A 16324-nucleotide genomic window follows, 5' to 3' on the forward strand; every position below is an offset into this window, starting at 1 on the left:
CTCAACATGTAGGCCTGATAAGCGTCGCGCCATCAGTCACTTAGCTCCAGCTAACACGATAGTGATAACGCCCGGCGCTCAGCTGATATTCCGGCGACACCGAAGGACTCCAGGAGTCGTCGCCGCCGACGCCCATATGGAAACCATCAATATTCAGCCAGGCCCCGGCCTCCGGTTGTAGCAGATGTCGATGGCTGGTCTCCATCAGTTGTTTCTGGCTGAATCGGCTGATGTTGAAAAGAAAATCACCGCGCCAGACGTGCGCACCGTACTTCAGTTCACGCGTACCGCAACGCAGGCCGTTTTCACTGGGGAAAACGTAAGGGGTATACATCTCATCCAGTGATAAATCCCAGCGGTCAAAACAGGCCGAAGACAGGCGATCCGGGTAGTTTTCATGCGGACCAAGCCCCAGCCAGTTCACCCGTTCTGCTTCCTGCGCCAGTTGGCAGGTCAGACCGATACGTGCCGGATGCGGCGTGCCGCTGGCAACATCGACATCAACGGCGATCTGCATTTCGCCGTGGCCGTCGATGCGCCAGGCTTTACGGCTGATAAACAAGGTTTCACCCTGATACTGCCAGGCGTGAACGGTGGCTACCTGAATCGCGTCTGCAAGGGTATCGGCTTCGCATTGCAGCAACACCGCCTGCGCCTGGTAATGCCCGGCGGCTTTCCAGCGCTCAACCCAGGCATTAGGATCGATCCTTGTCACCTCACTGATACCAATATCGTTATCCAGCGGCGCGCGGGTAAATTGATCGTGCAGTGGCGTCAGTAACTGGGCTTCATCGCCAATCCAGTATTGCGTTAACGTGCCCTGCTGGCGGCAGAATTCCCAGCGCTTATGGCCGAGCGTGACGGTAAACGCGGCGTCGCTGACGCTGAGCTGTGGCGCAGTACTGGCGCGCGGTGAGCATACGACGCTCAGTTTTTCCTCCAGCGGCCACTGCTCCCAGGCGCTGATGTGTCCGGCAGGCGACCAGGCGGTTGCCTGCGGTTGTTCCACACGCACCGTCAACCAGAGCTGACCTGCCGCGTCAGGCTGTGCGATGTCCGGCAGGGTGATGCGCTGACGACCCTGCGGCGCGATATCCAGCGTGACCTCCCCGGTGGCAACTGGGTTGCCATCCAGAGCGAGGGTCCAGTGCAGGATCTCGTTGTCGCTATGGCGGAACAGATATTCGCTGGTGACCTCAATCTGACGTTGCGCGCCAGGCAGCCACGTGAATTGGAAAAACTGTTGCGCGTGCTTCGCCTCAAACAACGACGGATGCGGCGTGCGGTCGGCAAACACCAGCCCGTCCATACAGAACTGGCGATCGTTAGGCGTGTCGCCAAAGTCGCCGCCGTACGCGGACCAGGGGTTGCCTTCGTCATCGTATTTAATCAGCGACTGATCGACCCAGTCCCAGACGAAGCCGCCCTGCAGGCGCGGGTACTGGCGGAACGCCTGCCAGTATTTGGCGAATCCGCCGAGGCTGTTACCCATCGCGTGGGCATATTCGCAGAGGATCAGCGGGCGCTGTTCGCCGGGCAGCGACAGCCATTTTTTGATTGACCACTTCGGCACTGCCGGGAACGGCTGATCCTGATCGACGCGCGCATACATCGGGCAAATTATATCCGTTGCCGCCGTGTCCGCGCCGCCACCTTCATACTGCACCGGGCGTGACGGATCGTCTGATTTCAGCCAGCGATACAGCGCGTCATGGTTGACGCCGTGACCCGATTCATTCCCCAGCGACCAGATAATAATGCTCGGATGGTTGCGATCGCGTTGCACCATGCGCGTCACGCGCTGGCTCATGGCGGGCAGCCAGGTCGGGTCGTCGCTCAGGCGATTCATCGGCACCATGCCGTGGGTTTCGATGTTGGCCTCATCCACCACATACAGACCATAGCGATCGCAAAGTGTGTACCATCGCGGATGATTCGGATAGTGGGAGCAGCGCACGGCGTTAAAGTTGTTCTGCTTCATCAGAATGATGTCCTGCACCATCGTCTCTTCGTCCATCACCTGACCGTTTTCAGGATGATGTTCATGACGGTTGGTACCGCGAATCAGCAGTGGCTTACCGTTCAACAACAGCAGGCCATTTTCAATGCACACCCTCCGAAAGCCGACATCGCAGGCCTCGGCTTCAAGCAGTGTGCCATCCGCCGTATGGAGCAGCACAACTGCGCGATAAAGATGCGGTGTTTCGGCGCTCCACAGTGAAGGCTGATCGACATGCAGACGCAGCGTCGTGCGATTGCCATAGGCTCCGCGCTCATCAACGATCTCGCTGCCAAAAGGCGCGGTGATTTCGCCCGTCAGCTCGTCGCCATCCCACAGTTGAACGGTCACGCGCAGAGTGTCACGGCATTCTCCACGCATTCTGACCTCGGCGGCAAAGATTGCCCGGCTGAAATCCTCGTTGAGGTGGGTGGTGATGCGTAAGTCGCTGATTTGCGTGGCGGGTTTGTTTAACAGGGAGACATCGCGGAAAATGCCGCTCATTCGCCACATATCCTGGTCTTCCAGATAGCTGCCGTCGCTCCAGCGTAGCACCATCACCGCCAGACGGTTCTCACCGCTGACCAGAAACTCACTGAGATCAAATTCCGACGGCAGGCGACTATCCTGACCGTAGCCCACCCAAAGCCCGTTGCACCAGAGATGAAAAGCGGAATTTACGCCATCAAAGATAATTCGCGTCTGTCCATCACGTATTTCAGCTTCGCTGATTGTAAAGGTGAGCGAATAACATCCTGTCGCATTTTCATGCGGCACATACGGCGGATCCACCGGGATCGGATAGGTCACGTTGGTATAAATGGGGGCGTCATAGCCGAGCAACTGCCAGTTTGATGGCACCGCGATCGTATCGGCATCGTCCAGATCGCCCAGACGCCAACGTTCCGGCACCGCTTCCGGCGAGGCGAACCAGATAAATTTCCACGCACCGTTCAGACTGCGAACGGAGGGTGAGGCGGTATTGTGACGCGCATCAGTCGCGTTGCGCCAACTGGCAAAAGGAGGATGCGCCTCCAGACGGTTTAGCTGCGTGACGCCGGGATTTTCCCAGTCGCGTCGGGCCAGTACGGCGGCGAGTGAATTCGTGCTGAAGGTCATGGAGGCATCCTGTTGCGCAGTTTGTTCGTTCACAGGTTGCTGAAGATACGGTGTGCGGTGAAAGCCTGTAAAGGTGAGAAAGAGGAATGAGTGAGGTCTCTCACTCAGAATCTGCTTGCGTTACACCCTGAAAGGTTTTTCGCCATTCTGCCGGGCTGACGCCGAAGCGGGACTTAAAATGCTGTCGCCAGGTCACCGGAGACAGAAAACCGACCTCTGTGGCGATACGCTCGACGGGCAGCCGGGAGGATTCCAGCAGTTCCTGGCTGCGGCGTAGACGTTCAGCAATCAGCCATTCAGCAACGCTTGAGCCAGTGGCTTTCATAAAATGACGGGTCAGAGTGCGGCGACTCATCATCACCTTTTGCGCCAGCGAGTCCAGATCGTGCTGTTCGTGGCTATGCTGGCGAAGGTACTCCAGCAGGCCGTTAATCCGTTGATCCTGGGTGTTTTTCGCCACCGGTTGGGCAATAAACTGCGCCTGCCCCCCCTCGCGATGCGGTGGCACAATCATCCGGCGCGCAATCTGATTCGCCACCGAAGTGCCAAACCGTTGGCGAATGAGATACAGACAACAGTCTAGCGCAGCGGCGGTACCGGCCGAGGTGATGATGCCATCATCGTCGACGTACAGGGCGTTGATATCCAGGCGCGCGGCGGGAAAACGCGTCTGAAAATCGGCTTCAAACTCCCAGTGGGTAGCGGCGCGTCTGCCGTCGAGCAGTCCTGCGTAACCGAGAACAAATGCGCCAAGGCATAACCCGACCACCTGGGCGCCGTTTTGCCGGGCCTGAACCAGCGCATCGAGTAGCGACTGCGGTGGGCGAATCGCGGTCGTCCCCCACCAGGGAACAATCACGATATCAGCCCCCGTCAGCGCTGCAAATCCCTGGCGGGCAGTAACGGAAAAGCCTTCAACAGAGGTGACCACGCCGGGGACTTCTGCGCAAATCTGCACCTCAAAGCGTTTCTTCGTTGCCGCTTTTTCACTGAACATGATGCACGGCACTGAGAAGTGAAACGGACTAAAATCTTCAACGGCGACGATCGCGACGGTAACAGGGCGCATACCACTCCTCGACTGGGGATTAAAACGTCAGGGTTTCTCCATCTTCCGGCACCCGGACACATTCTGCAATCTGGTTATCGCGCGCGTATTCCCTGAGCGCCGCGCGTGTTAGCAGGCAGTGGTTTATCGCCTCCATGTGAACAGCCACAATCTGCGCGTCGGGCAGAACGAAGTGGGTTTTCAGCACATCTTCTGCGTCCATGATAATCGCGCCAAAACCGATCACGTGGGCAAACCCGGCGTTCAGGACCACCACATCCGGCTGGAAGGTGATGAAGTTGCTTTCAACCTCATCGCGCCAGATCGTATCGCCAACCAGATACAGCGTTTTTTCTTGCGGATGCTGGAAGATTACCCCGCAGGCATCGCCCATCCGCTCGGCCATGGCGGGAATGGCGTACAGCCGGTCGGAACCGTGCTGACCGCCCGTTTTGCGCAGGGTTACCTCACCCAATCGGCTCTCGTCCGTCAGTACGGTGAGTTGGCTGAAACCCTGGTCCCGCAGGATTTGCGCATCCTTGTCGTTTTGCACATAAATCGGCTTCTCTTTCGGCACGACCTTTGCGGCGACCTCGTCCCAGTGATCCGCATGGAGATGGGTGACGATCAGGGCATCGGCCTGTAACAGGGTGTCGATGTCGCACGGAAGTTCCACCGTCGGATTACGGATGTCGGCTCGCGCTGTGCCGGGAAAACCGGGATACGCGCCCTGCGGGGCGAGCATAGGATCGACCAGAAAGGTTTTGCCGCCAAAGGTAATCAACTGGGTGGCGTTGCGAATATGGGTAATGTTCATGGTGATACTCCACGTGAGGGGGCCAGTGGTGTCATCGTAGAGTGTTGACCAGAAGCTGAATGTGGGCAAATGGGCGAATACCGATGGGATTGGGCCAATAGAGGGAATTTGTGCCAAATCCGAATACCGCTTCTACATTTCCCAGCTTATTTATTGGTTGCAGATGAAATAAAGAAATTTAAGGATTTATAAACGTACCGATTTATATTGTCGAGTACGAGAGGTAACAGCCTGTTTTTATCAAGAATTAAATTGATGCTGTTGCTTAAGTGATTGTCTCTATATTAATGCCATGGCGATTTGAATTCTAACTAACTTGTTGATTTTGTGTTGTTAATGTTCTTATTTGTTAAAGCATAAACTTATTTAAGAATTATTCGTTACTTTTCTTTTGCTATTTACTCTATAACGGAAGTTCGGTAGTTTTCAAATACTATGCTTGCTACCCATTCAGTGTTAAGCAAAATTCCATAATTTAAATATTCACTGTTTTTCTTACTCGTTAGTTTTTTCAGGCTTATTTATTATCTAAATAATGCATTGAAATGAATTAAATGTTGTAGAAACTAACAAAGGATTTATTTATGCAACATTTTAATAAAAATAAAATAGCGTTATTGCTTGCTTCACTCTTTATTTCCCCTGGACTGGTAATCGGTGCCACGATTCATGTTGATGGCTCATTTCCTTATACGGCGCAATCCAACACAGGGACTCACGGGATTAGCGGCGGCAGTGAAGGCGCCGGAGCCGGGTATGTCTTATCGCCGAACCCGGAAACGACCGCGGCGGATAACAGCGTAAGCGTTGGCAGCGGCACCACGATTAAAGGCGGTAATGGCTACGCTGGCGGCGACGGTGCTGACGGAATGACCGGTAATAATGTAACCATCACTAACGGCGGAGCAATTACGGGCGGTGATGGGAGCTATAGCGTTAGCGGCAGTGGCACAGGGGGGGTGGGAATCTCGGGTTCTGACCTGTCGATAACCAATTCTCGTACTGGCTCTATCACCGGTGGCGAAGGGGACAGATATTCCGCTAGCGGTGCGGGTATCTCAGGTAACAGCCTCATGATCACCAACGATGGTGCTATCACCGGAGGCGATGGCAGTTACGGTTATGATGACTACAGCGGTAGGAGCGGTATTGGCGGTGCTGGAATATCCGGCACTGACCTGACGATTATCAATACTTACCGTATTACCGGTGGTGAAGGCGATTCCAGTGGCGTGGGAGGCGATGCCATTTCGGGTTCTGCGCTGACCATAACCAACAGCGGCGCTATTCTTGGTGGCGAAGGGGGCTATGCCTATGATGGGGCTGAAGGTGGCAATGCCGGCGCCGGAATATCCGGCAGTAATATGGTGATTGATAATATTGCCCGTGGGTCAATTACGGGGGGGCGAGGCGAATCCGGCAGCGCAGGTGGCGATGCGATATCGGGTACCGACCTGAGAATCACTAACGGCGGATCCATTGTCGGGGGCGAAGGAGGGTTTGGCTACGGAGAGAATGCCGGCAATGCTGGCGCGGGAATATCCGGCAGCAATATGACCATTAACAATTTAGCCGGTGGTTCCGTGACCGGCGGTGAAGGCGGCTATGGCGGTCTGGACGATGCCGGCGGTGCCGGGATGCCTAGCGCAGGGGGCGCGGGAATACTGGGTAATAATATGACAATCACCAATGCGGGATCGGTTACCGGTGGTGATGGGGGTTTTTCTGGCGGTCAGACAACAGGCCCCGACGGCGCAGACGGTGGTGCAGGCATATATGGTAATCATCTGACCATAACCAATATCGCCAGCGGTTCGATCGTCGGTGGCGAGGGATCCTACGGTGGCGCTGGCAGTGATAGCAACAACGGTGGTAACGGTGGTACCGGAATCGTCGGCGACAGTCTGACGATTATGAATAGCGGCTCTATTGTAGGAGGGCGAGCCAGCAATGGCAGAAACGGTGGCACTAACGGTGCAGGTGGCGCAGCGATATCCGGCAGTAACCTGACGATAATCAATAACCGCGTGATTACCGGCGGCGCTCCGTACTCAAGCGGTGGCGAAGCTGGCGCGGCTATCAGTCTTAGCGGCGGCAACAACATGCTGACACTGAATACCGACTCGACTATCACCGGCGATATCAGGCTGGCCGATGGCGCGACAACGTTGCAGATCGTCAGTAATGATGAAGCAAACAGAGCCATCAACGGTAATCTGACGGTGGGTCAGTCGGCCAGCGTGACGCTGGCTGAACAGCCGATTGAATTTTCCGGTAATGCTTCGTTTGCCGATGGGGCAGCGCTCACCCTTGGCAGTGACGTCAGCCTCAAGGCGGCATCGCTTACTGTTGGCGACAACGCCTCGCTTAATGCCAACATTACCCACTGGGATATGCAGGACATTCTTCTGGTTGAAACCACAAACGGGATTACGGGCGCTTTTTCTTACAGTAATGCCCTCGTGGCAGGCATGAACCAGCCGGACTTTGCTTATATCAACGCAGGTTCTCGAGTCATTAAGTACTCTCTGTACTGGAACGGGCTGGATTCGGATGCGCACGGAACGTTCACGCTTGATGAGGGCAGAACCTTCGATCTCGGCGTCGCGCTGGCGGACAATACGGTGCAGGTCAATCCGGCCTGGGATGGTAAAAGCCTGACCAAAGCGGGAGAAGGCACGCTGATACTGTCAGCGGAAAATACCTATACGGGGTCGACTTTTGTCAGTGAAGGCATGCTGAAGACGACCACGTCGAATGCATTTGCCAGTACCTCCGGCGTCATCGTCGGCGAGGAAGGGACGCTTAACCTTAACGGCAACAGCCAGACCGTCAACGCGTTGGATAACCGTGGCACCTTGCTGATTGATGATGATGGTGTTCCGCCTTCCTCTCCTCTCAACGTCATGCTGACGGGCAATGTGACGAATAGCGGCAATATCATTCTTAACAACAGCGTGACCAGCGCCGGGAATACACTGACCATCAATGGTGACTATGCGGGTAATGGCGGTACGCTTTCGCTGGGCACCGTTCTCGGCGGCGACAACAGCCTGACGGATAAGCTGGTGATTACCGGCAACGCGACCGGCACGACCTATGTGCATGTTAACAATGAGAATGGCTCAGGGGCCTTGCTGCATGAAGGGATTAAAATTATTGAGACCGGCAGTTCAACGCCAGAGGCCTTTGTGCAACGAGGTCGTATCGTGGCGGGAAGCTATGAATATCACGTGAAGCAGGGAACGGCTTCCGGCAGTGACAGGAATAACTGGTATTTAACCCATTTGGCGGACACGCCTGTTCCTGATGATTCCCCTGATGTCATTGATAACGATCGGCCTGCGCCGGGCGAACCCTCGGATGCGGTCAACCTCTATCGCCCTGAGGGGGGAAGCTATGCCAGCAACCTGGCGGCAGCGAATACGCTGTTTAACACCCGACTGCAGGACCGTCAGGGAGGTTGGTATACCGACCCTGCTACCGGGGAACGGCATATGACCAGTCTGTGGCTGCGTACGTCAGGCGGGCACAGCAAGGGGCGGATGTCGGACGATCAGAACACATCGTCTTCTAACCGCGTTGTTGTGCAGATCGGCGGCGCGTTGTTGCAGGGGAGTGTGAACGGCACGGATGGCTATCAGTTGGGCGTAATGGCAGGCTATGGTAAGCAGGATAACAACATCCATAACAGCCTGTCAGGCTACGATTCTCATGGTGAGGTGAGCGGCTACAGCGCGGGTCTGTACGGAACCTGGTATCAGAACGCCGTGGATAAAACCGGCCTGTATGTCGATTCATGGGTACTCTATAACTGGTTTGACAATACGGTTAAAGGTGATGAGATTGCTCAGGAAAGCTATAAAAGCAAGGGGCTGACGGCGTCGCTGGAATCGGGTTACGCCTTCCATCTGGGGTCATTCATGGCAGCAGACGACATAGAAAGCAACGTGTATCTTCGCCCACAGGCACAAGTCACCTGGATGGGGGTGAAAGCTAACGACCATACAGAGAAAAACGGCACGCGGGTTCAGGGGCAGGGCGACAACAATATTCAGACCCGTCTGGGCATGCGTCTTTACGTCAATGGTAAAAGCGCCGCGGAAAAAGGAACCGTACGCGAGTTTGAACCCTTTATCGAGGCGAACTGGATACACAACTCGAAGCAGTACGGCGTCAGGATGAATGACACGAGCACCTCCCTGCAGGGAAGTCGAAACGTCGGTGAAGTGAAGGTGGGCGTCGAGGGGCGGTTGACCCGGGACCTGAGCGTCTGGGGCAACGTTGCGCAACAAATGGGTCATAACGGTTTTCGCGATACGAGCGGCGTGCTGGGAATCAAATACCAGTTCTAGCCTTATGATGTGCCTCCAGCCCTCCCGGCTTTTTTGCCGGGAGGGCTGTTTCTCTCTTACTTGCCCCGCACGTTGTGGTATGAGCAATAGCACAGCATTCCTACTTTTGTCTTAGTGTCAGGCTGCTTTGCCCCTGCCAGAGTGTAGATAACCCCATGAAGTGGAGGTGTTATGAGCTGGCGACCCATTCTGTATCTGATTGTGACTCCTGATCCTGCATTAAGCGCCCGGCGCGGGTTTTTACGACTGGTGCAACGCTGACGGTATGTCGGGAATTGCGTGCGAGCGCGGATCCCCGTCGCTGACGCTGTGTTATGGTGACTGTTCTCGTTCGCAAAACAGGAGCCTTATCATGTCGCAATATAATCCGTTAAGTGCACTCCTGGATAAGCAGGATTTCCTGTTGCTGGATGGCGCACTGGCGACGGAGCTGGAAGCGCGTGGATGCCATTTAGCCGACAGCCTATGGTCAGCGAAAATCCTGCTGGAAAACCCGGAGCTTATCCGCGAAGTGCACCTTGACTATTTTCGGGCGGGGGCGCAGTGCGCCATCACCGCCAGCTATCAGGCGACGCCAGCGGGATTTGCCGCCTGCGGCTTTGATGAGGCGCAGGCGAAAGCGCTGATTGGGAAAAGTGTTGAGCTGGCGCGTAAAGCGCGTGAGGCGTTTCTGGCAGAAAATCCGCAGGCGGGCACGCTGTTGGTCGCCGGTTCGGTTGGGCCTTACGGCGCATTTCTGGCTGATGGTTCGGAGTATCGCGGAGATTACATGCTGAGCGGCGAAGATTTTCAGGCGTTTCACCGTCCGCGCGTGGAGGCGTTGCTGGATGCCGGAGTCGATCTGCTGGCCTGCGAAACGCTACCAAATTTTGCCGAGATTCAGGCACTGGCGGCGTTGTTAACCGCATATCCGCGTGCGCGAGCGTGGTACTCTTTTACCCTGCGCGACAGCGAGCATCTGAGCGACGGCACGCCGCTACGCGAGGTTGTGACGTTTCTCGAACACTATCCGCAGACGGTGGCGGTGGGGATCAACTGTATTGCCCTGCAACAGGCCACCGCCGCTTTGCAGCATCTGCACGGGTTAACGGCGCTGCCGCTGGTGGTCTATCCGAACAGCGGAGAGCATTACGATGCGAGCAGCAAAAGCTGGCATCATCATGATGAATCGTGTGCGCGCCTGGCGGATTACCTGCCGCAGTGGCAGGCGGCCGGGGCGAAGTTGATTGGCGGGTGCTGTCGCACCACGCCAGAGGATATTGCCGCGCTGAACGCGCAACGTTGAGTTTGTGCCGGGTGTGGCTGATGCCTTACCCGGCATTGCATCATGCCGCATCCGCTAACACAAACATGCCGTACGGGTGGATTTCCAGATAGTACGTCTCACCGACATCCGGCTGCAGGCGTGTAGCGTTGACCTGTAACAGGATCTCCTGTCCATGCCACTCCACCGTGACTTCATACTGTGGTCCCATATAGGCGACATGACGAATCACACAGCGCTGACTCTCCTCTCCGCGATCGCTTAAGGTGATCGCTTCCGGCCTGACGCCAACGGTGCCGGTGCCCTGAGCCACAAAGTGCGCCGGGCGAGGCAGGCGATAACCAAAGATATCAACAGAGGCTTCGCTGAAGGTCGCCGGGAACAGGTTGGCGTCACCCATAAAGCTCGCCATAAAACGGGAGGCGGGTTGGCGATAGAGATCCTGCGGCGAGCCTATCTGCATGATATGCCCCTTGTTCATCACCAGCACGGTGTCGGAAACCGCAAAGGCTTCGCTCTGATCGTGGGTAACGTACAGCGAGGTGATATCAAACTGCTTTTGCAGCTCGCGGATCTTATCGCGCATGCTGCGGCGCAGGTTGGCGTCGAGGTTACTCAATGGTTCGTCAAATAACAGCACCTTCGGTTTGAGGATCAGCGCGCGCGCCAGCGCCACGCGCTGCTGCTGACCGCCGGAGATCTGATCAACATAGCGGTCCTCGAATCCTTCCAGATCGACCATTGCCAGCGCCTCTTTCACCCGCGTCTTCACATCGGCGCGCGACACGCCCAGCATCTTCAGACCGTAGCCGACGTTTTCCCCCAGCGACATATGTGGGAACAGAGCATACGACTGGAACACCATACAAATATCGCGCTGCTGAATAGAACGATGAGTGACGTCTTCGCCATCAATAAAAATTTGACCTTCGCTCGGTTTTTCCAGACCGGCGACCAGGCGCAGAATGGTGGTCTTGCCGCAGCCGGACGGGCCAAGCAGCGTCACCATCTGCCCTTGCGGGATGGTGAGATTGATATTGTCGATGACCGTGTTGCTGCCGAATCGTTTAGTGACGTTGCGCAGTTCAACGAAATTTTTCTGACTCATAGTGCGCTCCATTACGCCTGGTTTTTGGCTTTAGACCGGGAAATACGCGCTTCCCCAATCAGCCAGTCAAAGATGAAAATAATCGCCAACATGACCACGATCAGAATCGACCCGTAGGCAATCGCCACGCCGTACTCGCCGTCTTCCACGCGGTTCAGAATGTAGGCCGTTGCTACGCGGGTGTCCGGCGTAACGAGGAAGACAATCGCGCTGACGGTGGTGATGGCGCGCACGAAGCTGTAGATCAGCGCCGAGAGAATGGCCGGGCGCAGCAGCGGCAACAGAATGTGCGTGATGGTGCGTAAGCTCCCGGCACGCAGACTGAGCGAGGCTTCGTCCAGTGATTTATCGATCTGGCCGAGTCCGGCGATCCCGGCGCGAATACCGACCGGGACGTTACGCATCACCATCGAGATAATGACAATCGCCGCCGTGCCGGTGAGGTATACCGGAGCGCTGTTAAAGGCAAGGATGTACGAAACGCCCGCCACGGTGCCCGGTACGGCAAAGCACAACATGGTGGTGAACTCGATGGTCTTTTTGCCTTTGAACTGCTGGCGTACTACAATCCAGGCGATCAGCAGACCGAAGGCGGCGGTGATCGGCGCGGCAATGCCGGCATAGAGCAGGGTGTCGAGCAAGGAAGGCCATGCGCCGTCGCTCATCCCCTGACCAAACAGTTTGATGAAGTTATCCAGCGTCAGGGTGTAGTCCACGCCCCAGTTCACGGTGAAGCTGCCGTAGAAAATGCTGCCATAGAGCAGGGCGTTAAAGGCAATCCATATCGCCAGAATAGCCACCACGCTCCAGACCAGCGTCACCGGCAGCGGCTGGACGTCGCCACGGTACGATTTCCCGGAAACGGTGACGTAAGAGCGCTTGCCAATCCACATGTACTGTACACAGAACACCAGCAGCGAGAACAGCAGCAGGAACGCACCCAGCGTACTGGCGGCCTGGTAATCAAGCTGTGAGCCGGTGATGTAGAAGTAAATTTGCGTTGCCAACACGTCGAAGTTCCCGCCGAGCACCAACGGGTTACTGAAGTCGGCCAGCGACTGCACGATGACAATCAGGAAGGCGTTCGCCAGCGCCGGTTTCAGCAGTGGGACAAACACGCCGTTAAACGTCTGCCAGCGGCTGGCGCGCAGGGTATATGACGCTTCTTCCAGCGACGGGTGAATGGTTTTGATCGCGCCGTCGAGGATCATAAACGCCATTGGGGTAAACGCCAGCACCTGTGCCAGCCAGATGCCGGTAAATCCGTACAGCCAGTTGGTGTTCGTCAACCCGAACCAGTCGACCATTAATTCGGTCACATAGCCGGAACGGCCCATCATCAGCGTGACGCCAAGCCCCACCACAAACGGCGGTGTGACGATCGGCAGAATCGAAAAGATACGCCCAATAATGGCGCTTCGCTGAGCGATGCGGGTAGTATAAATCGCCAGTACCAGACCGAAGAAAGTACAGCCGATACCTACCGCAATCGACAGGGCGATAGAGTTGAGGATCACCTGAATGATATGCGCCTGCGACAGCACATTCATAAACGCCAGCGGCGCGAACTCCCCGGCGTCGTTGGTGAACATTGGGATGAAAATGGCGATGCTCGGCCAGACGATAAAGATGCCGATGAGCGCCACGATAGTGACCAGCGAACCGATCACAAACCGGTCGCCGCCCAGCCATTCGAGGCGGGTCAGCGCCAGCGTCATGATCGCCCCCAGCGCGACAAACAGCACGATAGTGGCGTAGCCTAAACCGCGCCCTTCAACGGTGGCGCTGATGACGATAAACGCCATACACAACAGCGCCCAGCCCGCATCGAGGGTGTGGCGGCTGCGCTGTTCGCGTCTGGCTTCGTGGAACGGGCGTACCAGCAGCAGGCTCGGCAGCAGATACCAGAGCCAACTGATATTGAACCGTGACCAGCCGTAGGCCTCGAGGATTTCATCGCTCGTGGACTCCAGCAGACCGTAATCCAGGCTCCAGCTCGGCAGCAGAACGAATGCCAGCCAGCCGAGTAAAACCCAAAGGAATATCGCATCCCGCTTTTTCACAGGATGGAGTGCAAGTGTGTGTGACATACGTTTTCCGGTGTTCAATCCCGAGTAGGCCGGATACGCGTGAGCGCCATCCGGCATTCAGGGTGACGATGATTGCCGGGGGGCGGCGTTGCCTTACCCGGCCTACGTAACCTTAACGTCAGGAAGTCATCGTGTGGGCTTATTTACCCATCTTCACTTCGCTGACCCATTTATTGATCAACGCTTTACGGACATCCGTTGAACCGTATTTATCCATGTCATAGTTGATAAGCTTCAGGTCGTCGAGCTTCAGCGAGTTCGGCGAGGTTTCGGCGGTGGTATTGGTCAGGATCTGATAGGACTTGCCCTTCTTCCACGCCAGTTCCTGGGCGTCTTTTGACAGTACCCAATCGACGAACAGTTTGGCGTTGTCGAGGTTACGTGCCCCTTTCAGGATGCTGACGCCGCCGATTTCATAACCGGTACCTTCACACGGAGAGATCAGCTCCAGCGGTGCGCCCTGTTCTTTTTCCAGCGAGTAGTCATGCAGGAAGCCAATGCCGATGGCGGTTTCGCCACGAGCCGCGTTACGCGCCGGGGCAATACCGGATTTGGTGTACTGCGAGACGTTGGCGTTCAGTTGTTTCAGGTAATCAAAGGCCTGATCGTCACCCCAGAGTTGGGCGAAAGTGGCCAGTGCGGTGTAGGCCGTACCGGAGCTTTGCGGATCGGCAATCTGAATTTCACCTTTGTATTCCGGTTTGGTCAGGTCTTTCCAGCATTTCGGCACCGGCAGGTTTTTCTCTTTCAGGCGTTGAGTGTTGACGCCAAAACCGAGGATCCCCACGTAGACCGCTGACGAGAGGTTGCCTTTCACTTTCGCCGGATCGCGGAATTTCTCCATGACCTGTTCCAGGTTAGGGGATTTGTACGGCTGCAGCAGACCCATTTCACCGGCCTGAGATTGTGGATCCAACGTGCCGCCGTACCAGACGTCAGCCTGCGGGTTTTTCTTCTCGGCATCAACCTTCGCCAGCGTGCTGCCGGAGCCGTTGCGAATAAACGACGTTTTCACGTCATATTTTTCCCCAAAGGCTTTGGTTTCCGCTTCGCACATCTCGTTGGTGGCGCTGCAATACACCACCAGACGCCCTTTCGCGTGTGCGGCGCCCGATAAGGTCGCCAGCGCAACGGCGGAGGCAATCAGAGTAGAGGTAAGGGTCATTTTCATTGTTTTATCCTTTGACTGAGAGTGGTGGTGATGCCCGCCATCAGCAGCGGCATCAGCAGTAAACCCATAAGTACGGCGGCGACCGAGAGCAAACTGAACATCCCCGACCAGCCGTAGCGTTCAATGACCAGCGACAGAGGCCAGCCCGCCAGCGCTGCCCCCAGATAGGCGAACAGGCCGAGAAAACCAGTGATTGAGCCTGCAGCCGCTTTGTGTCCGCATTCCACCGCCGCCAGACCAATCAACATTTGTGGACCAAAGACAAAAAAGCCCACCGTAAAGAAACAGACAGCGAGCAGGGCGTAATGATGAACGGGTGCCAGCCATAGCGCGGCGACAGAGACCATCAGGCCCAGCGTAAACAGCAAAATCATCGGCGCCCGCTGACCGCTAAACAGCAGGTCCGACCCCCAGCCGGCAAACAGCGCGCCGAGGAGTCCGCCGACTTCAAACAGCATCACCGTGGCGTTGGCGCTGAGCAGGTTGACGCCGTGGCTTTCCGTCAGCCAGATGTTGCCCCAGTCGTTAAGCGCAATGCGGATCAGATAGACCAGTACATACGAAACGCCCAGCAGCCAGATCATCGGGTTTTTCAGCATCGTGGTACGCAGCATTTGCCACAGTCCCATCGGTGGACTCTGTTGCTCCTGGCGCAGCTCCAGCGGATCGTTACGCCAGTTGCCGACGGACGGTAACCCCTCTTCCTGGGGCGTGCCTTTCAGTTGCAGCGCTAACCCCATTCCCAGCGCCATGCTAATTATCCCTGGCATCAGCATTGCGGCCTGCCAGCCCCACCAGTGGGCGGCGAAGGCGCTAATCAGCGGGATAATCGCCCCGCCAATGTTGATAGACATATTCCAGCAGCCCCACCAGAAGCCGCGTTCGTTACGCGAATACCAGTGGGTCAGCAGGCGAGCACAGGGCGGCCATCCCCAGCCCTGAAAAAAACCGTTCAGCGTCCAGACTGCCAGCAGCAGCGTCAGCGACTCGCCAAAAGCAAACACCACGTTCAACAGGCCAGTAGCGAACAGTCCCGCGCCCATAAACCAACGCTGTCCGTGGCTGTCATGCCACAACCCGGCGGTAAATTTCGACAGGCCGTAGGTCAGATAAAACAGGGAACCCAGCAGACCGATGTCACTTTTATCCAGCCCGAGATCGGTTTGCAGCGCTGGCAGCACGTAGTTAACGCTTTTACGCGTCAGGTAAAACGCGGCGTAACCGATGACCATGTACATCAGCAGCCGGGGACGCAGCGTCCGGTAACGTTGTGTGATGTCAGTTGCTGCGCCTGCGTGCATAGCCGTCTCCGTTTTGTTGACTATAAGAAAGAGAAACCGAAAGGGGATGAGA

At 56.2% G+C, this 16324-nt stretch carries 9 protein-coding genes; 2 read left to right on the forward strand and 7 right to left on the reverse strand.

Going from position 1 to position 16324, the window contains the following annotated elements; all coding sequences use genetic code 11:
• Positions 1-40: 40 nt before the first annotated feature.
• The 3 genes from C2U53_RS15260 to C2U53_RS15270 form a co-directional block, all read right to left on the reverse strand.
• Positions 41-3118, reverse strand: coding sequence for a beta-galactosidase (locus C2U53_RS15260; protein ID WP_104446072.1), 3078 nt, complete (start codon positions 3116-3118; stop codon positions 41-43).
• A 100-nt stretch (positions 3119-3218) separates the two neighbouring features.
• Positions 3219-4187 (reverse strand): GlxA family transcriptional regulator, encoded by a 969-nt coding sequence (locus C2U53_RS15265; RefSeq protein WP_043001658.1) that lies wholly within the window; start codon positions 4185-4187, stop codon positions 3219-3221.
• A 19-nt stretch (positions 4188-4206) separates the two neighbouring features.
• The gene (locus C2U53_RS15270) at positions 4207-4983 is read right to left on the reverse strand and encodes an MBL fold metallo-hydrolase (protein WP_104446073.1); all 777 of its coding nucleotides are present in this window, start codon (positions 4981-4983) and stop codon (positions 4207-4209) included.
• Positions 4984-5567: 584 nt separating this feature from the next.
• Between C2U53_RS15270 and C2U53_RS15275 the strand changes: the two genes are divergently transcribed.
• Both C2U53_RS15275 and mmuM read left to right on the forward strand, forming a co-directional pair.
• Positions 5568-9338, forward strand: coding sequence for an autotransporter outer membrane beta-barrel domain-containing protein (locus C2U53_RS15275; protein ID WP_104446074.1), 3771 nt, complete (start codon positions 5568-5570; stop codon positions 9336-9338).
• A gap of 352 nt (positions 9339-9690) precedes the next feature.
• The gene (gene mmuM / locus C2U53_RS15280; protein WP_090048901.1) at positions 9691-10623 is read left to right on the forward strand and encodes a homocysteine S-methyltransferase; all 933 of its coding nucleotides are present in this window, start codon (positions 9691-9693) and stop codon (positions 10621-10623) included.
• A 40-nt stretch (positions 10624-10663) separates the two neighbouring features.
• On the opposite strand, the gene fbpC is transcribed toward mmuM, so the two are convergent.
• The 4 genes from fbpC to uhpC form a co-directional block, all read right to left on the reverse strand.
• A complete protein-coding gene (fbpC, locus tag C2U53_RS15285) occupies positions 10664-11710 on the reverse strand; it encodes a ferric ABC transporter ATP-binding protein (protein ID WP_043001655.1) in 1047 nt (348 codons plus the stop codon).
• 11 nt (positions 11711-11721) lie between these two features.
• Positions 11722-13800: an iron ABC transporter permease gene (locus C2U53_RS15290; RefSeq protein WP_044259080.1), complete on the reverse strand. Its 2079-nt coding sequence runs from the start codon at positions 13798-13800 to the stop codon at positions 11722-11724.
• A gap of 139 nt (positions 13801-13939) precedes the next feature.
• A complete protein-coding gene (locus C2U53_RS15295; RefSeq protein ID WP_043001654.1) occupies positions 13940-14971 on the reverse strand; it encodes an ABC transporter substrate-binding protein in 1032 nt (343 codons plus the stop codon).
• On the reverse strand, positions 14968-16296 hold the full coding sequence (uhpC, locus tag C2U53_RS15300) for an MFS transporter family glucose-6-phosphate receptor UhpC (RefSeq protein WP_224267591.1): 1329 nt from the start codon (positions 16294-16296) through the stop codon (positions 14968-14970). The genes C2U53_RS15295 and uhpC overlap by 4 nt, the downstream gene beginning before the upstream one ends.
• Between the last annotated feature and the right edge of the window lie 28 nt (positions 16297-16324).

Origin of the sequence: Citrobacter sp. CFNIH10, from assembly GCF_002934585.1 — a bacterium.
GTDB lineage: Bacteria > Pseudomonadota > Gammaproteobacteria > Enterobacterales > Enterobacteriaceae > Citrobacter_A > Citrobacter_A amalonaticus.